The sequence below is a fragment of the Janthinobacterium sp. 17J80-10 genome (genome assembly GCF_004114795.1).
GTDB lineage: Bacteria > Pseudomonadota > Gammaproteobacteria > Burkholderiales > Burkholderiaceae_D > Paucimonas.
In genome coordinates this window covers 1103416-1129360 of the sequence record NZ_CP035311.1, presented here as the reverse complement: position 1 = coordinate 1129360, position 25945 = coordinate 1103416, and the positions used below count along the sequence as shown (strand labels likewise).

26 protein-coding genes and 1 tRNA gene are annotated in these 25945 nt (G+C 60.8%); 16 read left to right on the top strand and 11 right to left on the bottom strand.

The features are described from left to right. Nucleotides 1-83 precede the first annotated feature (83 nt). From dnaK to EKL02_RS05060, 5 genes are all read right to left on the bottom strand, one after another. Entirely contained in the window at nt 84-2024 is a 1941-nt protein-coding gene (gene dnaK / locus EKL02_RS05080; protein ID WP_128901033.1) for a molecular chaperone DnaK, read from the bottom strand. Between the two features lie 99 nt (nt 2025-2123). Beyond that, on the bottom strand, nt 2124-2657 hold the full coding sequence (grpE, locus tag EKL02_RS05075; RefSeq protein ID WP_128901032.1) for a nucleotide exchange factor GrpE: 534 nt from the start codon (nt 2655-2657) through the stop codon (nt 2124-2126). Between the two features lie 128 nt (nt 2658-2785). Further along, complete coding sequence (gene hemH / locus EKL02_RS05070; protein WP_128901031.1) at nt 2786-3892, bottom strand: ferrochelatase; 1107 nt, start codon at nt 3890-3892, stop codon at nt 2786-2788. A gap of 22 nt (nt 3893-3914) precedes the next feature. Beyond that, a complete protein-coding gene (recN, locus tag EKL02_RS05065; protein WP_128901030.1) occupies nt 3915-5564 on the bottom strand; it encodes a DNA repair protein RecN in 1650 nt (549 codons plus the stop codon). A gap of 4 nt (nt 5565-5568) precedes the next feature. Beyond that, the gene (locus tag EKL02_RS05060; RefSeq protein WP_128901029.1) at nt 5569-6480 is read right to left on the bottom strand and encodes an NAD kinase; all 912 of its coding nucleotides are present in this window, start codon (nt 6478-6480) and stop codon (nt 5569-5571) included. Nucleotides 6481-6638: 158 nt separating this feature from the next. Between EKL02_RS05060 and hrcA the strand changes: the two genes are divergently transcribed. Further along, nucleotides 6639-7661 carry a heat-inducible transcriptional repressor HrcA gene (gene hrcA, locus EKL02_RS05055; protein WP_128901028.1) on the top strand — a complete coding sequence of 341 codons (1023 nt, stop codon included), beginning with the start codon at nt 6639-6641 and terminating at the stop codon, nt 7659-7661. 4 nt (nt 7662-7665) lie between these two features. Here hrcA and fur read toward each other — a convergent pair whose 3' ends face one another. Beyond that, nucleotides 7666-8097 carry a ferric iron uptake transcriptional regulator gene (gene fur / locus EKL02_RS05050; RefSeq protein WP_128901027.1) on the bottom strand — a complete coding sequence of 144 codons (432 nt, stop codon included), beginning with the start codon at nt 8095-8097 and terminating at the stop codon, nt 7666-7668. A 102-nt stretch (nt 8098-8199) separates the two neighbouring features. On the opposite strand from fur, the gene EKL02_RS05045 reads away from it, so the two are divergent. The 11 genes from EKL02_RS05045 (at nt 8200) to EKL02_RS04995 (ending at nt 18514) form a co-directional block, all read left to right on the top strand. After that, the gene (locus EKL02_RS05045; protein WP_241687784.1) at nt 8200-8811 is read left to right on the top strand and encodes an outer membrane protein assembly factor BamE; all 612 of its coding nucleotides are present in this window, start codon (nt 8200-8202) and stop codon (nt 8809-8811) included. 29 nt (nt 8812-8840) lie between these two features. Further along, nucleotides 8841-9644, top strand: a complete 804-nt coding sequence (dapB, locus tag EKL02_RS05040; protein WP_128901025.1) for a 4-hydroxy-tetrahydrodipicolinate reductase — start codon at nt 8841-8843, stop codon at nt 9642-9644. Nucleotides 9645-9651: 7 nt separating this feature from the next. Continuing rightward, nucleotides 9652-10338 (top strand): MotA/TolQ/ExbB proton channel family protein, encoded by a 687-nt coding sequence (locus EKL02_RS05035; protein WP_128901024.1) that lies wholly within the window; start codon nt 9652-9654, stop codon nt 10336-10338. Between the two features lie 22 nt (nt 10339-10360). Continuing rightward, nucleotides 10361-10804 carry a biopolymer transporter ExbD gene (locus EKL02_RS05030; RefSeq protein ID WP_128901023.1) on the top strand — a complete coding sequence of 148 codons (444 nt, stop codon included), beginning with the start codon at nt 10361-10363 and terminating at the stop codon, nt 10802-10804. A 3-nt stretch (nt 10805-10807) separates the two neighbouring features. Further along, the gene (locus EKL02_RS05025; RefSeq protein WP_128901022.1) at nt 10808-11134 is read left to right on the top strand and encodes a barstar family protein; all 327 of its coding nucleotides are present in this window, start codon (nt 10808-10810) and stop codon (nt 11132-11134) included. 113 nt (nt 11135-11247) lie between these two features. After that, nucleotides 11248-13887, top strand: coding sequence for a leucine--tRNA ligase (leuS, locus tag EKL02_RS05020; RefSeq protein WP_128901021.1), 2640 nt, complete (start codon nt 11248-11250; stop codon nt 13885-13887). Nucleotides 13888-13897: 10 nt separating this feature from the next. Further along, nucleotides 13898-14473, top strand: coding sequence for an LPS assembly lipoprotein LptE (lptE, locus tag EKL02_RS05015; RefSeq protein WP_128901020.1), 576 nt, complete (start codon nt 13898-13900; stop codon nt 14471-14473). Nucleotides 14474-14480: 7 nt separating this feature from the next. After that, on the top strand, nt 14481-15500 hold the full coding sequence (holA, locus tag EKL02_RS05010) for a DNA polymerase III subunit delta (RefSeq protein ID WP_128901019.1): 1020 nt from the start codon (nt 14481-14483) through the stop codon (nt 15498-15500). A gap of 45 nt (nt 15501-15545) precedes the next feature. Beyond that, complete coding sequence (locus EKL02_RS05005; RefSeq protein ID WP_128901018.1) at nt 15546-16811, top strand: glutamate-5-semialdehyde dehydrogenase; 1266 nt, start codon at nt 15546-15548, stop codon at nt 16809-16811. Nucleotides 16812-16813: 2 nt separating this feature from the next. Continuing rightward, nucleotides 16814-17236, top strand: a complete 423-nt coding sequence (locus tag EKL02_RS05000; protein WP_128901017.1) for a CopD family protein — start codon at nt 16814-16816, stop codon at nt 17234-17236. 63 nt (nt 17237-17299) lie between these two features. Continuing rightward, nucleotides 17300-18514: a class I SAM-dependent RNA methyltransferase gene (locus EKL02_RS04995; RefSeq protein ID WP_128901016.1), complete on the top strand. Its 1215-nt coding sequence runs from the start codon at nt 17300-17302 to the stop codon at nt 18512-18514. 110 nt (nt 18515-18624) lie between these two features. On the opposite strand, the gene EKL02_RS04990 is transcribed toward EKL02_RS04995, so the two are convergent. From EKL02_RS04990 to EKL02_RS04980, 3 genes are all read right to left on the bottom strand, one after another. Beyond that, entirely contained in the window at nt 18625-19038 is a 414-nt protein-coding gene (locus EKL02_RS04990; RefSeq protein WP_128901015.1) for a hypothetical protein, read from the bottom strand. A 153-nt stretch (nt 19039-19191) separates the two neighbouring features. Then, nucleotides 19192-20121, bottom strand: coding sequence for a hypothetical protein (locus EKL02_RS04985; protein WP_128901014.1), 930 nt, complete (start codon nt 20119-20121; stop codon nt 19192-19194). Between the two features lie 309 nt (nt 20122-20430). After that, entirely contained in the window at nt 20431-22509 is a 2079-nt protein-coding gene (locus EKL02_RS04980) for a TonB-dependent receptor (protein ID WP_128903383.1), read from the bottom strand. A gap of 103 nt (nt 22510-22612) precedes the next feature. Between EKL02_RS04980 and EKL02_RS04975 the strand changes: the two genes are divergently transcribed. Further along, a complete protein-coding gene (locus EKL02_RS04975) occupies nt 22613-22846 on the top strand; it encodes a hypothetical protein (RefSeq protein ID WP_128901013.1) in 234 nt (77 codons plus the stop codon). A gap of 1 nt (nt 22847) precedes the next feature. On the opposite strand, the gene EKL02_RS04970 is transcribed toward EKL02_RS04975, so the two are convergent. Together EKL02_RS04970 and EKL02_RS04965 are read right to left on the bottom strand one after the other, a co-directional pair. Then, the gene (locus EKL02_RS04970) at nt 22848-23369 is read right to left on the bottom strand and encodes a YXWGXW repeat-containing protein (protein WP_128901012.1); all 522 of its coding nucleotides are present in this window, start codon (nt 23367-23369) and stop codon (nt 22848-22850) included. A 128-nt stretch (nt 23370-23497) separates the two neighbouring features. Then, nucleotides 23498-24034 carry a superoxide dismutase family protein gene (locus EKL02_RS04965; RefSeq protein ID WP_128901011.1) on the bottom strand — a complete coding sequence of 179 codons (537 nt, stop codon included), beginning with the start codon at nt 24032-24034 and terminating at the stop codon, nt 23498-23500. Nucleotides 24035-24368: 334 nt separating this feature from the next. Here EKL02_RS04965 and EKL02_RS04960 point away from each other — a divergent pair, with 334 nt between their 5' ends. From EKL02_RS04960 to trmB, 3 genes are all read left to right on the top strand, one after another. Further along, a complete protein-coding gene (locus EKL02_RS04960) occupies nt 24369-25019 on the top strand; it encodes an alpha/beta hydrolase (RefSeq protein ID WP_128901010.1) in 651 nt (216 codons plus the stop codon). Between the two features lie 62 nt (nt 25020-25081). Continuing rightward, nucleotides 25082-25155, top strand: a tRNA-Gly gene (locus EKL02_RS04955). A 71-nt stretch (nt 25156-25226) separates the two neighbouring features. Then, nucleotides 25227-25943 (top strand): tRNA (guanosine(46)-N7)-methyltransferase TrmB, encoded by a 717-nt coding sequence (gene trmB / locus EKL02_RS04950; protein ID WP_206732451.1) that lies wholly within the window; start codon nt 25227-25229, stop codon nt 25941-25943. The last annotated feature ends 2 nt before the right edge of the window (nt 25944-25945 follow it).

Here is a 25945-nt window from a genome sequence, read left to right as displayed (position 1 = left end):
GCCGAGCCGGGGACCGCAACGGCCACATCGACTCGGCGCGCGCCGCAGCGGCGGAAATCTTCCACCGCGCAGCGGGTAGGGACTTACTTGTCCTTGACTTCCTTGAAGTCGGCGTCCACCACGTCGTCGTCGGCGGGCTTGGCCTGCTGCTCCGAGGCGCCGCCTTCGGGCGCCGCACCACCGGCAGCCTGCTGCTGCGCCTGGGCGTCGGCATACATCTTTTCACCGAGTTTTTGCGCTGCTGCCGACAGGGCTGCAACCTTGGCATCGATGTCGGCCTTGTCACTGCCCTTCAGGCTGGCTTCCAGGTCCTTGATGGCGGCTTCGATCTTTTCCTTCTCGCCGGCTTCAAGCTTGTCGCCGTACTCGCCCAGCGCCTTGCGGGTCGAGTGCACCAGAGCATCGCCTTGATTGTGGGTTTCGGCCAGTTCCTTCAGGCGCTTGTCTTCCTCGGCATTGGCCTCGGCGTCGCGCACCATCTTCTGGATTTCCTCTTCCGTCAGGCCGGAATTGGCCTTGATGGTGATCTTGTTTTCCTTGCCGGTGGCCTTGTCCTTGGCGCCGACATGCAGGATGCCGTTGGCGTCGATGTCGAAGGTCACTTCCACCTGCGGGGTGCCGCGCGGCGCTGGCGGGATGCCTTCGAGGTTGAATTCGCCCAGGCCTTTATTGCCTGCAGCCATCTCGCGCTCACCCTGGAACACCTTGATGGTCACGGCCGGCTGGTTGTCGTCGGCGGTCGAGAACACCTGGCTGAACTTGGTCGGGATGGTGGTGTTCTTCTGGATCATCTTGGTCATGACGCCACCCAGGGTTTCGATCCCCAGCGACAGCGGCGTCACGTCCAGCAGCAGCAAGTCCTTGCGGTCGCCCGACAGGACCGAGCCCTGGATGGCGGCGCCGACAGCGACAGCCTCGTCCGGGTTGACGTCCTTGCGCGGGTCCTTGCCGAAGAATTCCCGGACCTTATCCTGCACCATCGGCATGCGGGTCTGACCGCCGACCAGGATGATGTCATCGATGTCAGAAACCTTGACGCCGGCATCCTTGATGGCGGTGCGGCACGGCTCGATGGTGCGGGCAACCAGGTCTTCCACCAGGGATTCCAGCTTGGCGCGGGTCATTTTCAGGTTCAGGTGGACCGGCGCGCCATTGACCATGGCGATGTAGGGCTCATTGATCTCGGTCTGCTGCGACGACGACAGCTCGATCTTGGCGCGCTCGGCGGAAGCCTTGATGCGCTGCAGGGCGATGGCGTCCTTGGCCAGATCGAGGCCGTTGATCTTCTTGAACTCGTCGATGATGTAGTCGATCATGCGCTGATCGAAGTCTTCGCCGCCGAGGAAGGTGTCGCCGTTGGTGGACAGCACCTCGAACTGCTTTTCGCCATCGACGTCGGCGATCTCGATGATCGAAACGTCGAAGGTGCCGCCGCCCAGGTCATATACGGCGATCTTGCGGTCGCCCTTTTCAGCCTTGTCCAGGCCGAATGCCAGCGCAGCCGCGGTCGGCTCGTTGATGATGCGCTTGACATCGAGGCCGGCGATACGGCCGGCATCCTTGGTGGCCTGGCGCTGGGCATCGTTGAAGTAGGCCGGCACGGTCACCACGGCTTCGGTGACTTCCTCGCCGAGGTAGTCTTCGGCGGTCTTTTTCATCTTGCGCAGCACTTCGGCGGAAATCTGGGGCGGCGCCAGCTTCTGGTCGCGCACCGTCACCCAGGCGTCGCCATTGTCGGCCTTGCTGATCGCGTAAGGCATCAGGCTGATGTCCTTCTGCACTTCCTTTTCGTCGAACTTGCGGCCGATCAGGCGCTTGACGGCATACAGGGTGTTCTTGGGGTTGGTCACGGCCTGGCGCTTGGCCGGCGCGCCAACCAGGATTTCGCCATCGTCCTGGTAGGCGATGACGGAAGGCGTCGTGCGCGCGCCTTCGGAGTTTTCAATCACCTTCGGTTGCCCGCCTTCCATGATGGAAACGCAGGAATTGGTGGTGCCCAGGTCGATACCGATAATCTTGCCCATGATTTTGTCCTTTTATAGCTGGATAACAGATTCTGATGTCGTCAATATGTGGAGGAAAACCGCACTTTCAAGCGCTCCCCCGGCGGTTTTCGTGATTTTTTACTGAGCTACGGTCACCAGGGCAGGGCGCAGCAGGCGGTCGGCGATGGTATAGCCCTTCTGCAGGACGCTGACCACGGTATTGGCTTCCTGCTCGGCCGGCACCATCGAAATTGCCTGGTGCTTCATCGGATCGAGCTTGTCGCCGGCCTGCGGATTGACCTCGGCCAGACGGCCCTTGTCGAACGCGGCATTCAACTGCTTCAAGGTCATTTCAACACCCTCGCGCAAGGATTCGATCGAGGGCGCCTCCACCTTCAGCGCCATTTCCAGGCTGTCCTTGACCGGTACGAGGGCTTCGGCAAAACCCTCGATGGCAAATTTGTGCGCCTTGGTAATATCGTCCTGGGCACGGCGGCGAATATTCTCGGCGTCAGCCTTGGCGCGCAGGAAAGCATCCTGCAATTCAGCCGCCTTGGCTTCTGCCGCGGCCAATTTTTCCGCTAAATCTTGCTCAACAGCACCGACTGCTTCCACGCCCGGATTTTCTTCCATTGCGGCTTCCTGGCCGGCTTGCTTTTCCTGGTCTTGCATCGAAAACTCCCAACAATCAATGACTTAAATAACAATTTCTCCTAAATAGGGGCATTAACCCGAATTTCAAGAGGGGAATGTCAATGTTGTAGGCGGTTCTCGAAAGCGGCGCCCCTGGGGGCCAACCCTTATTGCGGCGCCCCCAGGCGCAGCGCCTGTTCGCGGCTGGTTGCCAGCGCCCGCTCCTGGGCATCCCGCGCTGCCGCATTGGACATGGTGGGCCACCCCAACAAATGCTCTTCAGCAATATCTGTCAGGGCATGGATCCAGGCCGCACTTTCATTCAAGCAAGGGATGTAATGGAATTCGCGCCCGCCGGCATCGAGAAAATCCTGGCGGGCTTCCATGTCGATTTCTTCCAGCGTTTCCAGGCAATCGGCGACAAAGCCCGGGCACATGACGTCAACGCGCTTGACACCCTGCTGCGCCAGCTGCTTCAGGGTCGGCGCAGTATAGGGCTGCAGCCACTCGGCCTTGCCGAAGCGCGATTGAAATGTCACAACATACTGCTCCGCCGTCAGGCCGAGTTGCGCCGCCAGCAGGCGTGCGGTCTTGTAGCATTCGCAATGATAAGGGTCGCCAAGCAGCAACGTGCGCTTGGGCACGCCATGAAAACTCAAGACCAGCCTGTCAGGACGGCCATGCGCTTCCCAATGGGTCAATACCGAGTGTTTTAGCGCCTCGATATAGGCTTCATGGTCATGGTAATGCTTGACCAGCCGCAGTTCCGGGACATTGCGCTGCCCGGCGTAATGGGCAAACACGGCGTCATAGACCGAGGCCGTGGTGCTGCCGGCATACTGTGGATAAGCCGGCACCACCAGGATGCGGGTGCAGCCCTGCTCCTGGAGTTGCTGCAAGACTTGCGGCACGGAGGGTGCGCCGTAACGCATCGCGTAGGCGACCTGCACCCGATGGCCGCGCTCGCCCAGGTAGCCGCGCAAGAGGGTCGCCTGCTTCTCGGTATGGACTTTCAGGGGAGAGCCATCGGCGCTCCAGATGGAAGCGTACTTTGCGGCCGATTTGCCCGAGCGGAACGGCAGGATGATGCCGTGCAGGATGGGGGCCCATAGCGCCCTGGGAATTTCCACCACGCGCGGATCGGACAGGAATTGCTTCAGGTAGCGCCGCACCGCAGGCGCGGTCGGGGCATCCGGGGTTCCCAGGTTGACCAGCACGACCGCCGTCTGTTGCGCCGTTCCATGCGTATGCGCAGGTTCTTTACGAAAAGCCATGTACTCTCGATTCGGGATTGGGTTACAGCGCCAGCAGTTCGCGAGCGTGCTTGCGCGTGGTGGCAGTAATTTCAAGGCCGCCCAGCATGCGGGCGATTTCCTCGATGCGCGCCGGCGCTTCGAGCGGCTCGATGCTCGAGAATGTCTTGCCCGCGGCATTGCGCTTGCTGACCTGGAAATGCTGGTTGGCCTGGCTGGCCACTTGCGGCAAATGGGTCACGCACAGCACCTGGCGATCCTGCCCGAGGCGGCGCAGCAGGCGCCCCACCACCTCGGCGACGCCGCCGCCGATGCCGGAATCGACCTCATCGAATATCAGTGTCGGCGTCGCCGTCGCGGTCGAGGTGATGACCGAAATGGCCAGCGAGATGCGCGCCAGTTCGCCGCCGGACGCCACCTTGGCCAGCGGCCGCGGCTGCGTGCCGGCGTGGCCGGCCACCAGAAATTCGACTTGCTCCAGGCCATGCGCGGCCGGCTCGCCGGCATTCAAGGCCACGTCAAAGCGGCCGCCGGCCATGCTCAGGTCCTGCATGGCCGTGGTCACCGCGGCGCCAAGCGCCTTGCCGGCCTTGGCGCGCGCCTTTGACAGTTTTTGCGCAACAGCCATGTAGGCAAGCCGCAATTTTTCTTCCTGCGCCTTGAGCGCGTCCAGGTCGCTGGCATCGGCCAGCTGGCGCAGCTGGGCCGCCAGCGTTTCCAGTTCGCCCGGCAACGCATCCGGCTCGACATGGAACTTGCGCGCGGCGACATGCAGTTCGCCCATGCGCCCTTCGACTTCCTGCAGGCGCCGCGGATCGAGTTCCAGGCGCCCCAGGTAATCGTTCAAGGCATACACGGCTTCCTGCAACTGGATGCGCGCCGGCTCCAGCACTTCCAGCACGGGCTTCAGGGCTTCGTCGATATCCGCCAGCTTGGCCAGCTTCTGGTTCAGCGACGACAGGCGCGCCAGCATGGGATCATCTTCGGCATCGGAAATCGCCGTCAGCGCTTCCTGGGCGCCATCGATCAGGGTGGCCGCATGCGACAGCCGGCTGTATTCGTGGTTGACCTCATCCCATTCGCCCGGCCTGGGAGCGAGCTTTTCCAGCTCGCCCACCTGCCACTCCAGGCGCTCGCGCTCCAGCAGGACATTGCGGGCATCGCGCTCGATTTCCTCGCGCTGACGCGCCAGCGCACGCCAGGCTTTCCAGGCTGCAGCAACTGCGCGCGCGTCCTCCTGCAATCCGGCCTGGCTATCGAGCAGCAGGCGCTGGGCATCGGATTTGAGCAGCGACTGGTGCGCATGCTGGCCATGGATATCGACCAGCAACTCGCCCAGTTCGCGCAACTGGGTCGCGGTGGCCGCAATGCCATTGATGTAGCCTTTCGAGCGGCCGGCATTGTCGATTACCCGGCGCAAGAGAATAGCGTCATCATCACCGGCAAATTCATGTTCGGCGAGCCATGCGGCAGCGTCGGGGCCGGCAGAAAACTCGGCCGTGATATCGGCGCGGGCGGCGCCCTCGCGCACCACGCTTGCGTCGCCGCGGCCGCCCAGCGCCAGGGCCAGGGCATCGATCAGGATCGACTTGCCGGCGCCGGTTTCGCCAGTGAAAACCGTAAAACCGGACGCCAGGTCGAGCTCGATGGCATCGACGATCACGAAGTCGTGTATGGAAAGTGTGCGCAGCATGATTTTATTTTAACTTCCCTTCCGCGGAAGGATATTCATGCCAGTGCAACTTCTCGCGCAACGTGTCGTAGTAACTCCAGCCGACCGGATGCAGGAAGGTAATGACATGGCGCGAACGGCGCACCACGACGCGGTCACGGTGCTGCAGGCTGGCGAAGGTTTGCATATCAAAATTGACGCTGATATCCCGACCGTTGACGATTTCAATCACGATCTCGCTGGTATCCGACAAGACAATGGGGCGGTTGGAAAGTGCATGCGGCGCAATCGGCACCATGGCAATGCCCCTCAGGTTGGGGTGCAGCAAGGGGCCGCCGGCCGACAGGGCATACGCCGTGGAACCAGTCGGGGTTGCCACGATCAAGCCGTCCGAGCGCTGGTTATACATGAAGTGGCCATCCACATCGACGCGCAATTCCGCCATGCCGGCGCCGCTGCCGCGCGCCACCACCACATCGTTGAAGGCCAGGCCGGTGAAAATGATGGCATCGCCACGCACCACCTCGCCTTCCAGCAAGCTGCGCTGTTCGGATTCAATTTTTCCTGCAAGCATGTCTTCCAGGACAGGCATCATGCGGTCGACCGGAATATCGGTCATGAAACCGAGGCGCCCCTGGTTAATGCCGATTAACGGAACATTGTACGGCGCCAGTTGCCGGGCGATGCCAAGCATGGTGCCATCGCCGCCGACCACGATCGCGGCATCGGCTTGCTGTCCGATTTGCTCAGGAGTAAGTGCGATGGCATTATCGACGGCGATATTGCGCGCGGTTTCTGCCTCGAACACGACTTTATGTCCGACATTGGTCAGAAAATTGGCAATTTCAGTCAAGGAATCACCGATGCCGGCCGCCATGGGCTTGCCGACGATGGCGATAGTCTTGACCGCCGAAGATAAGAACTTGTTATAAGGCATGATGCGGATTAGACCATATTTATGGCAAGTCTTGAAAGATGCCAGACAAGAACCCATTTACCGTAACATGAAGCGGTTTACCGGAAAGCCCTCCGAAATACCACAATCATGCCAATCAGACTCTAGCCTGGCGAAAAAGCGCTGGTTAAAATACTTCCATGCAACTTGATAACCGAGCACGAACGCTGTTGAAAGCCCTGGTGGAACGCTATATAGCGGATGGCCAGCCTGTCGGTTCACGCGCGTTGTCAAAGATTTCCGGACTGGAGCTGTCGCCGGCCACCATCCGCAACATCATGGCAGACCTGGAAGAAATGGGTTTTGTCGCCAGTCCCCATACATCTGCAGGCCGGGTGCCGACGCCGCGCGGCTACCGGGTGTTTGTCGACACCCTCCTGACCGTGCAAACCATCGACGAGTCGGGCCTGGAATCCCAGATGCAGTCGCGCCTGCAAAGCCATTCCCAGCAAAAGCTGATGGCCAACGCGGCGCAGATCCTGTCGTCGCTGTCGCGATTCGCCGGGGTGGTGCTGACGCCGCGCCATGAATCGGTATTCCAGCAAATCGATTTCTTGCGCCTGTCGGAAAAACGCATCCTGCTGGTAATCGTGGCTCCCAATGGCGAGGTGCAAAACCGCCTGCTGCTGACCGAGGTCGATTACACCCCTTCGCAACTGACACATGCGGCCAACTACATCAACCAGCATTATGGCGGCATGAGTTTCGACGATGTGCGCCTGCGCCTCAAGGGCGAACTGCGCCAGCTGCGCGACGACATGACCGCCCTGATGCAGGCGGCGGTGGAAGCCGGCAGCGATGCCATGGCCGATACAGGCGAAGACGTGGTGATCTCGGGCGAACGCAACCTGCTGTCGGTGTCGGACCTGTCGTCCAACATGGTGTCGCTGCGCAAGCTGTTTGACGTGTTCGAGCAAAAGACCGGGTTGATGCAATTGCTGGATATCTCCAGCAATGCCACGGGCGTGCAGATCTTCATCGGCGGCGAATCGCAACTGGTGCCGATGGAGGAAATGAGCGTGGTGACAGCGCCCTACGAAGCCAATGGCAAGGTCATCGGCACGCTGGGCGTGATCGGCCCCACGCGCATGGCCTACGAACGGGTGATCCCGATCGTCGACATCACGGCCAAGCTGCTGTCGAACGCGCTCAGCCAACATTGATTCACTATCGCCCGCGATGCGGGCAACTCTCCTTGGTGCAATGGCCATACAGCGCCAGCGCATGCTCGGCAATCTTGAAACCGCGCTCGGCGGCAATTTTCTGCTGCCGCTGCTCGATTTCCTCGTCAAAGAATTCCTCGACCAGGCCGCAATCCAGGCAAACCAGGTGATCATGGTGCGAGCCCGCATTCAGCTCGAAGACCGCCTTGCCGGTTTCAAAATGATTGCGATGCAAAAGTCCGGCCTGCTCAAACTGGGTCAGGACGCGGTAGACGGTTGCCAGGCCGACATCCATGTTATCGGCCAGGAGAACCTTGTAGACGTCTTCCGCACTCAGATGGCGCACCGTGCTGTTCTGGAAAATTTCCAGAATTTTCAGGCGCGGCAAAGTGGCTTTCAAGCCGCTGGCTTTCAAGTCGGAAGGATTGTTCGGCATGTTTATGGTTGGAAGGTGAGAACTGCTTTATCATATAGTGTTTTTGCAAAAATTTCCCGAATCGATCACGACTCTATATTTATGCGCCTGCCGTTTTCCGTAATGCCCTCCGCCTCAGCCTTGTCCCGCGCATTGTGCCTGGTCGCGGCAAGCGCCCTGATCGGGTGCGCCTCAAAGAATCCCCTGATGGACGAACCGGTTGCGACTGCACCGGCCGCACAACCGGCTGCGGCAGCGAAAGCTGCACCCCCGGCAACGCCCGCAACCGCGTCCGCCGTACCGGTGCTGCCAGCCACGCCCGCTGCCCAACCCGCGCAAACGGCGGCAGCCCCGGCGCCCGCGCCAGCTGCGACCGGCGTACAGACTACCCAGCAAAAGCGCCTGTTCGGGATTCTCTCCCCGTACAAGATCGACGTTCAGCAAGGTAATTTCATCTCGCAGGAACAACTCTCGCAACTCAAGACCGGCATGACGCCCGAACAGGTGCATTTCATCCTGGGCACACCTTTGCTGAACGATTTGTTCCATGCCAACCGCTGGGATTATGTCTTCCGCATGCAAAAGGGCAGCGGCGACGTCATCAGCAGCCGCATCGCCGTGCATTTCCAGGACAACCGCGTCGCCAAAATCGATGCAGGCAGCTTGCCCAACGAGCAGGATTACCTGTCCCTGATCGCCGGTTCCAAGCCCGATGCACCCAAAGCAAGCAAATAACATATTGCCAATAAATCTGGTTTAGCCTCATGAATCCATTGAAAATCGCCATTGCAGGCGCCTCCGGCCGCATGGGCCGCATGCTGATCGAAGCCGTGCAGGAAGCCGGCGACACCGTTCTGGCCGGTGCCCTCGACATCCCCGGCCCGAATACCGGCAGTGATGCCACCGCCTTTGCCGGCAAGCCCTGCGGCGTGATCATCGAATCGGACCTGGCCAAAGGCCTGGCGAATGCCGATTACCTGATCGACTTCACCCGCCCCGAAGGCACCCTGAAACACCTGGAATACTGCGCCGCCCACGGCATCAAGGTCATCATCGGCACGACCGGCTTTGACGAAGCCGGCAAGGCCGCGATTGCCGCTGCGGCGCAAAAGACGGCAGTCATGTTCGCGCCCAATATGAGCGTTGGCGTCAACGTCACAATGAAACTGCTGGAAATGGCGGCAAAGAGCTTTTCCGAAGGCTACGACATCGAAATCATCGAGGCGCACCACCGCCACAAGGTTGATGCGCCTTCCGGCACCGCGCTGAAGATGGGCGAAGTGGTCGCCGAAGCCCTCGGGCGCGACCTGAAGGACGTCGGCGTGTTCGCCCGCGAAGGCGTCACCGGCCCGCGCGACCCGTCCTCGATCGGTTTTGCCACCATTCGCGGCGGCGATATCGTCGGTGACCATACGGTGCTGTTCGCCGGCATCGGCGAGCGCATCGAAATTACCCACAAGTCTTCCAGCCGGGTCACTTATGCGCATGGCAGCCTGCGTGCTGCGCGCTTCCTGGCGGACAAGGCCACCGGCCTGTACGACATGCAGGATGTACTCGGCCTGCGTTAATTAATTTATGAACCCAACCACTCCCACTCTCGGTTTCGCGCATTACTGGGCGCAGGGCGATGCAGTTTCCCATGCGGTCGCCTATGCCCTGCTGCTGATGTCGGTCGCCAGCTGGTATTACATCCTTTCCAAGGCATGGACTTCCTGGCGCATCCGCAAAAGCGCCCGCACCCTGGAAGCCTTCTGGAGCGCCCCGACCCTGAATGACGCCATCAGCCTGATCCGCGCCGCCGACCCGGAAAACGTCTACACGCCGTTGGCCGCCCAAAGTGCCCAGGCAGCCAGCGTCGGCACCCAGGGCGGCTCGCTGAATGCCCACACCGACCCGGGCGAGCTGATCACCCGGACCCTGCGCCAGGAAATCAACCGTGTCGCCGCCCGCCTGGAAAACGGCCTGACCCTGCTGGCGTCGGTCGGCTCCACCGCCCCCTTCGTCGGCCTGTTCGGTACCGTCTGGGGCATCTACCATGCGCTGATGGCGGTCTCGACCACCGGCACGGTGCAAATCGACAAGGTCGCCGGGCCGGTTGGCGAAGCGCTGATCATGACGGCGCTGGGGCTGGTAGTGGCGATTCCGGCGGTGCTGGCCTACAATGCCTTCACCCGCGTCAATCGCCTGACCCTGGCGGAACTGGATGGCTTTGCACATGACCTGCATGCCTACCTGACCACCGGCGCACGCGTCGGCAAATAAGCAACCCTATAGAGGCAAGAAAATGGCCTTCGGCGGATTCAACCAGAACCAGCAGGCAGCGCCCATGTCGGACATCAATGTCACGCCCATGGTCGACGTGATGCTGGTATTGCTGGTCATTTTCATCATTACCGCGCCGCTATTCACCCACGCCATCAAGCTGGACTTGCCCGCCGCCCAATCCGAGGCCGCGCAGGAAAAGCCGGAAACCATTTCCCTGTCCATCAATAGCGCAGGACAGATATTCTGGGGCAATGACGCGGTCACCCGGGAAGACCTGGAGTCACGCCTGGCGCAGGCAGCGGACAAAAAACCGCAGCCCGAATTACACCTGCGCGCCGACAAGGCGACCCGCTATGAAGTCATCGCCGAAGTCATGGCAGCGGCCCAAGGCAAGGGCTTGACCCGGCTCGGCTTCGTCACCGACCCAAAACCCGGCGCCGCCACGCCTGTCGAGGCCAAATAAGCCATGGCCCACGTCCGCCTCGATGGCACCACCATTACCGACTGGCCTTCTTTTCATGCCCAATGCCGTGATGCCTTCGGCTTTCCCGATTTTTATGGCAACAATCTTGATGCCTGGGTCGATTGCCTTTCCTACCTGCGCGACGACGATGGCATGACCCGTTTTCACCTCGCCGAGGATGAAGTACTGGAAATCGAAATTGGCAATGCAGAAGCCTTGCGCGCCCAGGCGCCGGAATTGCTCGAAGAATTGAGCTTTTGCATCGAAGGCATCAACGAGCGCTATGCCGATTACGGCGAAAAACCGGCTTTGAAGCTGGTATTGCGCTGATTTTCCGACAATTTCACGTTTTTCCGGCGGCTTGCCGTCGTTTTGCCGCCTCGTAAGGCCCTGCCCGAACCAGTATAATGTCGGGTTCATATCCCCTTTTCCTACCATCCGTCATGCAAGACAAATACAGCCCCGCCGATGTCGAAAAATCGGCGCAAGACCATTGGCAAGCCATCGACGCCTATCGCGCCGTCGAGCACGCAAAGGACAAGAACGGCCAGGACAAGAAGAAATTCTATGCCTGCTCGATGCTGCCTTACCCTTCAGGCAAGCTGCACATGGGGCACGTGCGCAACTACACCATCAATGACATGCTCACCCGCTTTTTGCGGATGAATGGCTACAACGTGCTGATGCCGATGGGCTGGGATGCCTTTGGCTTGCCAGCCGAAAACGCCGCACTGAAGAACAAGGTGCCGCCGGCAAAGTGGACCTACGACAACATCGCCTACATGAAAAAGCAGATGCAGGCGATGGGACTGGCAGTTGACTGGTCGCGCGAAATCGCCACCTGCGACCCCGCCTACTACAAGTGGAACCAGTGGCTATTCCTGAAGATGCTGGACAAGGGCATTGCCTATCGCAAGACCCAGGTCGTCAACTGGGATCCGGTCGACCAGACCGTGCTGGCCAACGAGCAGGTGATCGACGGGCGCGGCTGGCGCACCGGCGCGCTGGTCGAAAAGCGCGAAATCCCGGGGTACTACCTGAACATCACGGCGTACGCCGAAGAATTGCTCGACCACGTGGTCAACAAGCTGCCGGGCTGGCCGGAACGCGTGCGCCTGATGCAGGAAAACTGGATCGGCAAGAGCGAAGGCGTGCGCTTCGCCTTCCCGCATGCCATCGCCGATACCGCTGGCCAGCTGATCCAGGATGGCAAGCTGTACGTGTTTACGACGCGCGCCGACACCATCATGGGCGTGACGTTCTGCGCCGTGGCGGCGGAACATCCACTGGCTACACATGCTGCCGCTTCGAACCCGAAGCTGGCCGCCTTCATCGAGGAATGCAAGCAAGGCGGCACCACCGAAGCCGAACTCGCCCTGCGCGAGAAGGAAGGCATGCCGACGGGGCTTTTCGTCACGCACCCGCTGACCGGCGACAAGGTCGAAGTCTGGGTCGGCAATTACGTGCTGATGAGCTACGGCGACGGCGCCGTCATGGGTGTGCCGGCGCACGACGAGCGCGACTTCGCTTTTGCCAAAAAATACAGCCTGCCGATCAAACAGGTCGTTGCCGTCGAAGGCAAGGACTATTCGACCGACACCTGGGCCGAATGGTATGGCGACAAGCAGCAAGGCGTGACGATCAATTCGGGACAGTACGATGGCCTGAATTACAAGGCAGCGGTCGACAGGATCGCCGCCGACCTGGCCGGGCGCGGCATCGGCGAAAAGAAAACCACCTGGCGCCTGCGCGACTGGGGCATTTCGCGCCAGCGCTACTGGGGCACGCCGATCCCGATCATCCATTGCGACGCCTGCGGCGCCGTGCCCGTGCCGGAAAAGGACTTGCCGGTGGTGCTGCCGCAGGATTGCGTGCCGGACGGTTCGGGCAACCCGCTGAACAAGCGCGCCGACTTCCTGAACGTCGATTGCCCGTGCTGCGGCAAGCCGGCGCGGCGCGAAACCGACACCATGGACACCTTCGTGGATTCGTCGTGGTACTTCATGCGCTATTGCGACGCCAAAAACCCCGACCAGATGGTCGCCGGCGGCGCCGATTACTGGATGCCGATGGACCAGTACATCGGCGGCATCGAGCATGCCATCCTGCACCTGCTGTACGCGCGCTTCTGGACCAAGGTCATGCGCGACCTGGGCCTTGTGAAAATCGACGAGCCTTTCACCAACCTGCTCACGCAAGGCATGGTGCTGAAGGGCGCGTTTTTCCATAAGCCTGCCGACGCCGGCAAGAATTATTACTGGGAACATGAAGTCGACGTCATCACCAACGAGCAGGGCCAGATCATCGGCGGGAAGCTGAAAGCCGACGGCACCCCGGTCGAGTATGAAATGACGACGATGTCGAAGTCGAAGAACAACGGCGTCGACCCGCAGGAACTGATCGACCAGTACGGCGCCGACACCGCGCGCCTGTTCGTGATGTTCGCCTCGCCGCCGGAACAGACCCTGGAATGGAACGATGCCGGTGTCGAAGGCGCGCACCGCTTCATCAAGCGCGTGTGGGCGTACGGCCATGCGCAGTCGCACCGCATCGCCTCCGCCGGCGCGCTGGACTCCATGACCGACGCGCAAAAGAACTTGCGGCGCGAAGTGCACAAGATCCTGCAGCAGGCCGAACACGACTACAAGCGCCTGCAGTACAACACCGTGGTGTCGGCCTGCATGAAGATGCTGAACACCCTGGAAAGCGCCAAGCTGGATGAGAGCAATACCAGCAATATCGTGATTGCCGAAGCCCTGGCGATCTTCCTGCGCATCCTGAATCCGGTCGCGCCGCACGTCACCCATGTGCTGTGGCAGGAGCTTGGCTATGGCAAGGCACACGGCGACATTCTGGATGCGCCCTGGCCGCAGGTCGATCCGGCGGCACTGGAACAGTCTGAAATCGAATTGATGGTGCAGGTCAATGGCAAGCTGCGCGGCAGCATCCTGGTTGCCAAGGCAGCCGACAAGGCCACCATTGAAGCGGCAGCGCTGGCCAATGAAAATGTGCAGAAATACATTGAAGGCACGCCGAAGAAAATCATCGTCGTGCCCGGCAAGCTGGTCAACATCGTCGCCTGAGGAGAAACAGATGCGTATCTCGCGCCGTAGCGCACTCGCCCTCATGGCCAGCCTGGCCGGCGCCTCTGCGCTGTCTGCCTGCGGCTTTCGCCTGCGCGGCGCCGGCGAAAGCAGCCTGCCGTTCAAGACGATTTACATGGCCTTCGCGGCGAACTCGCCGCTGGGAATCGAGTTGCGGCGCTATATCAGCGCCAGCGGCAGTACGACGGTCGTCAGCGATATAAATATTGCGGAGGCAGTACTGGTTCCACTGGCGGAAACTGCGGGCGAATCGGTCCTGTCGATCAATAGCCAGGGGCGTATCCGCGAACTTTCGCTGTTCTACAATTTCTCCTTCAGCGTCAGGGATGGCAGAGGCAAGCAGTTGTTGCCGACGACCGAAATCTCGCTCAAGCGCGACATGAGCTTCAACGAAGCCGCCGTGCTCGCCAAGGAAGGAGAAAAAGCCATGCTGTACAAGGACATGCGCTCGGACCTGGTGCAGCAGATCCTGCGACGGCTGGCGGCAATCCCTCCAGGTGCTGAAGCACCGGCAGCGCCGGCAGAACCTGCAACACAGGGAAAACCGGCAACACTGGAAAAATAGAAGACCTATGCAACTGCGGATCGACGCCCTGGAAGCGCATTTGGCCAAGCCGCTGGCGCCGCTGTACGTGATCGCCAGCGACGAACACTTGCTGGCGCTCGAAGCTGCCGACCGCATCCGCAAGACGGCGCGCGCGCAAGGACTTTCCGAGCGCGAAGTGCTGGTGGTGGAACGTAGCTTCAAGTGGGGCGCACTGCTGGAAGCCAACCAGTCGCAGTCGCTGTTCGGCGACCGCAAGCTGATCGAGTTGCGCATCCCCACCGGCAAACCCGGCAAGGAAGGCGGCCAGGCGCTGCAGAACTATGCTGCGAGCCTGTCGCCCGACAACGTTACCCTGATCACCCTGCCCAAGCTCGACTGGGCCACACAAAAGGCAGCATGGGTCGGCGCCCTGCAGCAAGCCGGCATCTATATCGACATCCCGCTGGTGGAACGCAACCAGTTGCCGGGCTGGATCGGGTCGCGCCTGGCGGCACAGAAGCAGAGCGCCGACCGCCCGGGGATCGATTTCATCACCGAGCGCGTCGAGGGCAACCTGCTGGCGGCGCACCAGGAAATCCAGAAGCTGGCGCTGCTTTATCCGGAAGGAAAGCTCAGCTTCGAGCAAATCCAGGACGCGGTGCTGAACGTCGCCCGCTACGATGTCTTCAAGCTCAATGAAGCCATGCTGGCCGGTGATGCCGCGCGCCTGGCACGCATGCTGGAAGGTTTGAAGGGGGAAGGCGAAGCGCTGCCCCTGGTATTGTGGGCGGTGGCCGAGGAAATCCGCACCCTGCTGAAGCTCAAGGCAGGCGTAACGCAGGGGCGCCCGCTCGGCATGCTGCTGAAGGAATTGCGCATCTGGGGTCCGCGCGAGCGCCTGATGGAGCCAGCCTTGCGCCGCGTCAGCATGGCCACCCTGGAAGCTGCGCTGCAGGAAGCCGCGCAAATCGATAAGATGGTCAAGGGTCTGCGCGCCAAGGCCTTTGCCGGCGATGCCTGGGATGCGATGCTGCAGCTGGGCCTGAAAGTCGCGCGCGGCCGCTAGCTGTCACAAACGAATTTTCACTATATTTACCGGAATCCAAACATCATGGATATCAAGCACTACATGAATGACGTCGGCCAGCGTGCCCGCGCCGCCTCGCGCGCCATGGCGCGTGCCGATACCGCCGCCAAGAACCAGGCGCTGACCCTGATCGCCGCCGCCATCCGGCGCGACGCCGCCACCCTGCGCGCCGCCAACCAGCAAGACCTCGAATCCGCGCGCGCGGCCGGCATGGACGCCGCCATGCTGGACCGCCTGACGCTTTCCGACAAAGCCATCGACACCATGGCCGAAGGGCTGGAACAGATCGTCGCCCTGGCTGACCCGATCGGCGAAATCTCCGGCATGAAATTCCGTCCGAGCGGCATCCAGGTCGGCCAGATGCGCGTGCCGCTGGGCGTGATCGGCATCATTTACGAAGCGCGCCCGAACGTGACCGTGGACGCGGCCGGCCTGTGCATCAAGAGCGGCAACGCCACCATCCTGCGCGGCGGCTCCGAGGCAATCCACTGCAATCAGGCGCTGGCCAAGCTGGTCAAGGAAGGCCTGGCCGGTGCCGGCCTGCCGGCCGATGCGGTACAGATTGTCGAGACGACCGATCGCGCTGCCGTGGGCGAACTGATCACCATGCCGCAATATGTCGACGTCATCGTGCCACGCGGCGGCAAAGGCTTGATCGAACGGCTGATGCGCGAGTCCAAAGTGCCAATGATCAAGCACCTGGACGGCATCTGCCACGTCTATATCGATGACAAGGCCGATGTCGCCAAGGCGCTGCGCGTCGCCTTCAACGCCAAGTGCCACCGCTACGGCACCTGCAACACCATGGAAACCCTGCTTGTCGCGCGCGAGATCGCCCCGCGCGTGCTGCCGGAACTGGCCAAACTGTACGAGCAGAAGGAAGTGGAACTGCGCGGCGACGACGAAGCGCGCGCGGTCCTCAAAGGCTATCCGCACCTGGCAGCCGCCACCGATGAAGACTGGAAAACCGAATACCTGGCAGCCATCCTGGCCGTGAAGATCGTACCCGGCATCGATGAAGCCATCGCCCATATCAACCTGTATTCGTCGCAGCACACCGATGCCATTGTCACCGAGGACTACAGCCGCGCCATGCGCTTCGTGCGCGAAGTTGATTCCGCCTCGGTGATGGTCAACGCCTCCACCCGCTTCGCCGACGGCTTCGAATATGGCCTTGGCGCCGAAATCGGCATTTCCAACGACAAGCTGCACGCACGCGGCCCGGTCGGCCTGGAAGGCCTGACATCGCTGAAGTACGTCGTCTTTGGTCACGGCGAAGTGAGGGTGTGACCATGCTGTGGGTGAAATCGCTGCACATCGTCTTCGTCGCCTCGTGGTTTGCCGGGCTGTTTTACCTGCCGCGCATCTTCGTCAACCTCGCGGAAGTCAGCGACACCGCCGCCACCGAGCGCCTCTTGCTGATGGCGCGCCGCCTCTACCGCTTCATGACGATCCTCGCCATTCCGGCGCTGTTGCTCGGCCTGTGGCTGTGGCTCGGTTACGGCATCGGCAAGGGTCCGGGCAATGGCTGGCTGCATGCCAAGCTGGCGATCGTGGTGCTGCTGGTCGGCTACCACCACGCCTGCGGTTCACTGCTGAAAAAGTTTGAACGCGGCGCCAACCAGCGCAGTCACAAATGGTACCGCTGGTTCAATGAAGTGCCGGTACTGGGCTTGCTGGCGGCAGTGCTCCTGGTCGTCATCAAACCGTTTTAAACGTCGCCCTTCCCGCTGGGGGAGGCGATTGGCAAGCAATACTTACGGATAAAGGGTTCCCCAATGAATTACTCCTATTTCTGCCCCTGCCCGCGCGGCATGGAAGGGCCGCTGGCCGAGGAGCTGCGCGAAATTGCCGAACACAGCCCGTCGCTGAAGGTGCACAACCACGTGCCTGGCGGCGTGCACTGTTCCGGCAAACTGACGGACGCCTGGCGCATCAACCTGCATTCGCGCATCGCCTCGCGCGTGCTGCTGCGCATTGCACATTGCGGCTACAAGAATGAAAACGACATCTACGACCTGGCCCTGGGCGCCCCCTGGGAAGACTGGTTCAATGTCGACCACACCATCCGTGTGGACCTGACTGCCATCAAGTCGCCGCTCACGAGCCTGGAATTCACCACCCTGAAGATCAAGGATGGCGTGTGCGACCGCTTCCGCGACCAGTTCGGCAGCCGTCCTTCGGTCAATACCAAGACGCCCGACATGCGCATCTCGGGCTTCCTCGACCAGCGCACCTTCACGCTGTACCTGGACACGTCCGGCGAAGCGCTGTTCAAGCGCGGCTGGCGCGAGGATACGGGCGACGCGCCTTTGCGCGAAAACCTCGCTGCGGGCCTCTTGCGCGTGGCTGGCTGGAAACCGGGCATGGTGCTGTTCGACCCCATGTGCGGTTCCGGCACCATCCTGGCGGAAGCCGCGCAAATGCTGGCCGGCATTCCGGCCGGGGCACGCCGCCGCTTTGCCTTTGAAAAATTCCATGAATTCGATGCCGACGCCTGGCTGGCGATGAAGGGCGGCTTCAAGCCCAGTCCCCTGCCCGCGACACCGACGATTTTCGGCAGCGATATTTCGGGCGACATGATCGCCATGGCGCGCCACAACCTGCAGCGTGCCGGCATCCAGTTCGAGGTGCCGCTGAAACAGATCGAGGCACAGGAAGTCAAGCCGCCGACCGAAACGCCCGGCATTCTGCTGACCAACCCGCCCTATGGTGAACGGATCGGCGTGCGCGGCGACAGCACGATTGCCACCGATGAAATGGCGCAGTCGTTTTTCAGCGCCTTCGGCACCACCCTGAAACAGCGTTTCGCCGGCTGGTCGGTCTTCCTGTTTACCGCCGACCTCGGCGTGCCGAAGCTGCTGCGTCTGAAAGAATCGCGCAAGACGCCATTTTTCAATGGCGCGCTGGAATGCCGCCTGTTCCGCTTCGATATGGTTGCCGGCTTCAACCGCCGCGAGAGTGCGCTGCCAAAGAATTCGCCACCGGCCTGACTGTAGAGCTGCGAATTGCTGGCGCTTGTTGCACCACGCATGCAAAGAAAAAGGGAGCCGAGGCTCCCTTTTTTACTGGCCCGGAACCGGAAGTCCCAGGCAAACCGTGCTTAGCGCTTGACGTTCAGCGGGCCACTGTAGCCGCCGTTTTCCCAGGTGCCCGACAGGGCATTATCGCCCTTGAGCGACAACTTGATCACTGCGGTGCCTTGCTTGCCGACCAGCTGGCCGTTTTGCACGGTCGCCGAAGTCAGCGGCGCCTTGGTGTCGCCAGCGGCCGTGCCATACCAGTTCGCGTTGCCCTTGACATCAGTGCCATTGACGTCGGCAACGATCAATTCAAACTTGCCACTGCCAAAACCCGGCAATGCCCAATCGCCAGCCCAGTTACCTTTCAGCTTGGCGGCCAAGGCGGCATCGCTGGCTGCAGTCGCGGCAGCGGCTTCCTTGGAAACCGGTGCGGCAGGTTGCGATGCGCAACCTGTCAGGACGAGGGCTGCGGTCAAACCAGCGATAGTCAGCATGGAACGGATCATATTTGTCGCCTCAAAGTTTATAAAAGGACATTTAGTATAAGCAAATTAAATAGAACCAACAAATGTCTGAATGGAGAGTGTTTCTTTTTTTCAAATATCCCGCATTACGGCATGGCAACCCACCTGGCGGCTTGCTTTCGTCTATTCGCCAAGATACTTATCCCATTTATAAACCGGAATCTCGGTCAGGCGCGCACCGATCTGGATCGTGATGGAGCGCTTGGACAGGAGTTCGATATCTCCCGGATCGCCAGCATGTTGCTTCAGGACGCCATTGTCTTCCACATAAATGACGACAGGCTGTCCGCTGAAGCCGGCAATGTTATTCCAGGTGAGCGCTTGCCCCCAGACGGCAAAAAGATCGCCCAGCGTCAGGCGCTTGTATGCGCTGGAAAACGCGTCAACGACGCCGGACAGGTTGTCGGTATTAATTTCGTAAAGACATGTCGACGCCATGCCGATGTATTGCGGCAGAGCCAGGCGCTGTCCGTCACGGAAAATCGATATATGGGCATGGACAAAATAATTGGTATCCAGAGCATCGTAGGGAATGCATTTGGCATTGCCGGCTGGCGCTCCCTGGCCGCCACTGCCGGTATTGCCATCGGACCAGGCGCGCACGCCAAGCGTGCCGTTGGGTCCGCCATCCAGCGTGATCGGCGTGCCCGAAAGCGGGGGCAGATTCGAATTGGCCGTCGTGGTAGTGTTCGAAGCGGTTGTGGTCGTGGTGGCAAAGGTCGTACTGGTGCTGCTGGTGCTACTGGTCGTGGCCACGCTGCTGCTGGTCGTGGTGCTGGAGACCAGGCTGCTGGTAGTCGTCACCGCAGCCGTGCTGGCGGTTGTCGTGGTCGTGGTATCCGGGAAGGTGGTGGAAGTCGTTCCTGCCGCAGAGCTGGTTGTCGTCGCCGGGGCGCTGGTGGCAGTGCTGCTGCCCGGCGGATTCACAGCCTGAGCAGGCGTCGTTCCTCCTGCGGTATCGGATCCGGACGTGCCATCCGCACCGCCCCCGCAGGCGCCGAGAAAAGCAAAGCTCAGGACGATCAGGTCGCGCGGCTGTATGGTACGGGGCATAGACTACCTTTCAAGCGTGGATCTTCCTGCCTGTTTGCTTGAGGAAGAGGTTTATCGTCGTTGCAATGTATCCTTGCAACGACGCTGCGCCGCTGCGCTGCCTCAAGTGAAAATATGCAAAAATTTCGACGCTTCAATAGATTGTCCGCTTTCGACGAATAATGTGACGGAGGACAAACTTTCCCGGGAGAGAAAATGGCTATGCGTGGCGCCATCCTTCACCTTGGAACCCCTGAAAAAACACATTGAACGTACCAGTTCATCCCGTCGCCGGACGACAGGCGCGGCAAGGGCAAATGGGAAATATGGCTAAAAGCGATAAGCCGCACTCATGCCCGCACTCCAGTTGCGCCCTGGCGCCGGTTCGAAATAACGCCCATTGCCTTCGTTGATGATGACCGAGCCGGCATAGCGGCGATCGAACAGGTTGTCGATACGGGCATAGCCATCGATGGTCCAGCGATTTATCTGCAGCAGGTAGCCGGTGTGAACGGCGGCAGTGAAATAGCCGGGAGCCGCTTCCGAATTGCGGTCGTTGACATAAATCCGGTCAAGATAACGACCTTCGATCCCGGTGCGCCACCCTTGCGGCGGTGCCCACGCCAATGACACGTAAGCCATCTGCCGGGCAATCCCGGGGATGCTGTTGCCAGCCGGGATGGCAGGATTGACGCCGCTGCAGGCAGGCGAACAGAAACTGTCGCGATAGGTCGCCTCCAGCCAGGTATGGGAAGCCTGCACACGCCAATTGTGGGCAAATTTGCCATCCCAGCCAAGTTCCATGCCGTTGCGGCGGGTGCGGCCGGCATTCTGGAACGTGGCGCGCCCGCCGAGACTTCCGGCACTGACAATTTCATCCTCGGTGCGGATCCGGAAGACTGCCGCCGTCAGCATGCCGCCGCCGAGCCGCGCCTTGGCGCCGAGTTCGGCGCTGGTATTGACAGAGGGACGCAAGCCAAAGTTCAGGCCAGAAAGGCCATCGGTACGATAGGAGAGTTCATTGAACGTCGGCGTTTCAAATCCCCGCCCGACCGTCGCATACAGGTTCAGGTCGTGGCGGGCCTGGTAGCGCAATGCCGCCATGGGCAGCAGCTTGCGATAGCGTGCCGCACCGCTGTCGTCACCGTTAAGGCCGACGATATACAAATCGTCCGACGAAAAGCGCACTGTGCTCTGGCGCACGCCCGCATCCAGCGTCCAGCGCTCGGCAAATTCCCATGCCCCCTGCAAGTAGGGGTCAAGGTTCCAGACAGTATTGCTTTCATTGCGACGCAAGGCGCCTTGCACGCCCAGAGTGGCGCCGATGAAATTCTCATAGCCCTGGCGCTGCTCTTCCAGCGTATCCCAGGCAAGTCCGCCCACCAGCGTCAGCGGACGTCCGGCCAGGTGCAGGCGCGTCGTCCAGCGTGCATCGATGCCGCCGTAGTCGCGCCCCAGCGAGATCACGCCACCGGCATGGCGCGGATTGGCTTGCGGGCCAGGCGGAATTGCCTGGAACTGCACGGTGTCGCGCTGGCCGTAGTAGGCCATGATGCGCATGTCGTTGGCGCCATCGATGCGCCGCTCATAGACCAGCCCCCCCTGCGCTTGCTGCACGGTCTTGCGTGTGTCGAACTGGATGGCGACCGCGGCGACGCTGCGTGGATCCGCACGGAACTGCGCCCAATCGAGACCCAGCGGATCCTGCGCCTTCAGCGCGACACTATTGGCCACCAGCGTCAGCTTGCTGTCCGTGTCCAGCCGGATGCCCAGCCGGGCATTGGCAAGGTTTCTGGCAGCGTCGCTGTGTTCACGGTAGCCGTCGCTGGTGAAGCGGCTGGCGCTCACCAGGTAATCCAGTGCGCCGTGTTCCTCGCCGCCTGAGCCCGCCGCCTTGGTGCCATAACGACGCAAGCCATGACTGCCGACCGTCAGGCTGGGCGTGAGCCGGAGCGCACCGCTGCCTTCTTCGGTAAATACCTGGATTACGCCCCCGGAAGAATTGCCATACAACGCAGAATACGGACCCCGCAAAATTTCCACGCGCTCGGCCGAGGCAATGTCGATATTCGAACTCTGGCCCTGGCCATCCGGCAAGGTAGCGGGAATGCCATCGACGTACAGGCGCACACCGCGAATCCCGAAAGTGGAACGCGAGCCGAACCCGCGTATGGCGATTTGCAAGTCTTGCGCGTAATTCTGCCGGTTCTGGATCAGCATGCCGGGCACGCCGGCAAGGCTTTCCGACAGGTTCACCTGGGGCAGGTTGCTGCGCATCGATTCGCCGTCGACCACGTCCACCGAAGCCGGCGTCGCAAAAGGCGGCAAGCCCGTGCGGGTACTGGTGACGATGACCGGCTTCAGGCTGGACGGCGGCGCGGATTCTACTGGCTCAGCCCTGGCGCCCATGCACGCCGCCGCCAGCGCCGCAACGGCGGCCCGGCGCAGCAGCAAGGAGCCTGCGATGTCGGCATGGCAAAACTGTGGATAGCATCCACGCCACCCTGTAACCATGTTGATGGATGTTGTCCGCTTCCCTGCTGGCACGGTGCTGCTTCTCCTGTCCCGCACACTTCCAACGAACGGGATTATTTTTTATGCGACGATTATTCGATTGAACAAAGGCATGTTCTCTGCAGCAGTATGCTGGCCAGAAAGCGCTATCATGCCTTGCCAAGCGGCGGCATGCTTGCATCAACGCAAGGAAAAGGTCGATTGCCAGCATGCCATTTCGCATAAGCAATAATTCAGTCGCGACGCGGATTGTATGGCCGGCTGTCATAACGATTGGCCACACCATCGCCATCGCGGTCGCGATCCACACGGTCCGGCACACCGTCACGGTCCTGGTCGGCCGGACCAGGCCGGCGATTGCCATAGCGGTCGGCGTGGTCGTAACGATTCTGGTTGTCGTAGCGGTTCTGGTTGTCATAGCGGTTGTGGCCGGCATGGCGTGGGCCGTGCTGCCAGCCGCCGCGATTCAGATGCCAGCCATCCTGGCCCTGGCGCCATTCCGGGCGTTGATAGTAATAGCCCGGGCGAGTACGCTCCCAATGGCCATCAACCCACACATGCCTTCTGCCATTCCAGTTCCAGTAGCCAGGCGCCCAGGTATATCCGCGACGCTGGGCAGGCATGACTTCATGCCTTGGCGGCGGCGGCGCATTGCCAATCACGATATTGACGCCGACCTGGGCGAGCGCCTGGGTCGGGAGAAATGCGGCAGTACCGAGAATGATGGCAGCAGCAGTACAGAGGATGCGTTTCATTGTGATCTCCAATCAGCGTTGTGATGGATTCACTTTATCGGATTGCCCGCGCCCGGCAATCAAATGACGCATTTGCTTACAAGAGATACATCCTGACGCCGGTTGCGCCGCCGCACACAGCCCCCTTCTCACTGCGCCGCAATGACGCCGCACGCAATGCGCCCGCCGGAATTACCGGTCGGCTGCGTCTTGAAGTCATCCGGGGCCGCATGCACGATCAGGCCACGGCCAATGATGCTGTCGCTGCCCTTGCCCAGACTCAGGCCGGACAAGGTCACCGTCAGGCTGGCGTTGCCGCTGGCGTCGGCTTCCAGCATAGGCAAGTCGCCCACATGGTGTTCATCCTGCTGCGGATGCCCATGCTGCTTGGCAGACGGATTGAAGTGGCCACCGGCGCTGGTGCCGTCCGGTGCACTGCAATCGCCTTTTTCATGGATATGGAAGCCATGCCCGCCCGGTGTCAGGCCGCTGAACGATGCCACCACACTGACCTGCTCGCCTTGCTGGGTAAAGGTGACATTGCCGCGGGCATTCTGGCCCTGGGTAGGCTGCATGGCCGCTTGCGCAGACACCCTGTCGCTCGAGCTCGAGTTCGAGTTCGATGCACAGCCTGCCGCCAGCAAGATTGCAGACAGTGCCGCCGTAGCCAGGTAGGGATTGCTCATGCTGTTCTCCTTTGATTCCATGAAAAAGGATGGACCAGTTATCAAGACATCAATCTAGCACTTCCCCATATCGAACGGCGGCCGCCATGCAACATGTCATTTGTTTTTCCTCAATCTGCAGATGGCCAAGGCATGCATTGATGAAATGCAAATTCCGCATATGTGGGGTATCAAGCAGCGCCTTATATCCATTCCTTGTATAACAGCTATCGAGAAGCGTGATTGGCGTCACGCTGCAATGCAGCATAAATTACAAAAACCAACACCGGCATTTCACATGTCACCATGAAGGCGCTCTGACGGCGAACTCTGAAATTTCGGAAGGGGAAACAAAATGAATATCGTATTCATCCATGGGCATCGGGCCACGGCGCAAAGCTTCAATTTCCTATCGAGCAAGTTGTCCCGCCACAAGCATATTTATCTGGAGTACAACAGCGACAATGGCTTTTATGCCAATCACCAGGACATGCTCCGGAAAATCGACGGCATCGATGACATATTCCTGGTAGCACATTCGCTCGGCGGCATCCACGCGCTGCACCTGGCAGAAGAACTGCAGTCACGTATCCTTGGCGCAGTCACGATCAGTACCCCCTATGGCGGGAGTGAAGCTGCGGAAGTGCTGGCCTATATGATGCCGTTCAACAAAGTATTCCAGGATATCCGCCCAAAAGGCGCGCCAATCGTCAATAGCCTGCAATTCGAGCCGCCGTGCGCGTGGACCAATATTGTCAGCGTCAAGGGACATTCACCCTTCATGGCGACCGCCAATGATGGCGTCGTGACTTTGGCATCCATGCGCCAGAGGGATGACATGCGCCTGGTCGAGATCGAATCGAATCACTACGAAGTCCTGTTGAATGAAGACACCGTGGCCACGATCCGCAAAGCCATCCGGGAAATCGAGAACGACCCGGTGCGCCCCGGCGCAGCGCTGCCCCGCAATCTCGCTCGCCTGGACATGAATCAGGCTGCTTCATAGATGCGCCGTCTGCGCCCGGCATTTGCCGAATTCCTGCAAACTTGCGTAGAATGTCGGCTGTCGCGGGTGTAGCTCAATGGTAGAGCAGAAGCTTCCCAAGCTTACGACGAGGGTTCGATTCCCTTCACCCGCTCCAGCTTTCCAGGCACCGCAAGCCGGTGCCTTTTTCTTGGCATCACGCCCAATTTTTGCCTTTGCGACCACAGCATGTCCGACCTTCCAGAAAACGCCGACGGCAAACCGCTGTTCTATGATCCGACCGAGCGCCGCATCCGCAGCTTTGTCACCCGCGCCGGGCGGCTGTCGACCGGCCAGGCGCGCGCGTTGGAAGAATTCGGCCCGCAATTCTGCCTGCCCTACAAGAAAGCCTTGCTGGATGTGGAGATGGTCTTCGGCCGCACCGCCCCCACCATCCTGGAAATCGGTTTCGGCATGGGCGACACCACGGCAACGATTGCCGCCGGCATGCCGGAGAAAAATTTCATCGGTGTCGAAGTGCATACCCCAGGCGTGGGCAGCCTGCTGAAACTGATTGGCGAACAAGGCTTGCAGAACCTGCGCATCGTCCAGCATGATGCAGTCGAGGTGGTTACCAACATGATTGCACCGGCAGCGCTGGCCGGCGTGCATGTATTTTTCCCCGACCCCTGGCACAAGGCGCGCCACAACAAGCGCCGCCTGATCCAGCCGCCCTTCGTGGATCTGCTCGCGTCCCGCATCGCCCCCGGCGGCTACCTGCACTGCGCCACTGACTGGCAGGAATATGCCGAGCAAATGCTGGACGTGCTGTCGGCCGAACCGAGCTTGCAAAATACGGCCGGGAATTACGCCGAACGTCCCGCCTACCGGCCCAATACCAAGTTCGAGAAGCGCGGCATCAAGCTCGGCCACGGCGTCTGGGACCTGGTGTTCGTCAAACGCTAGAA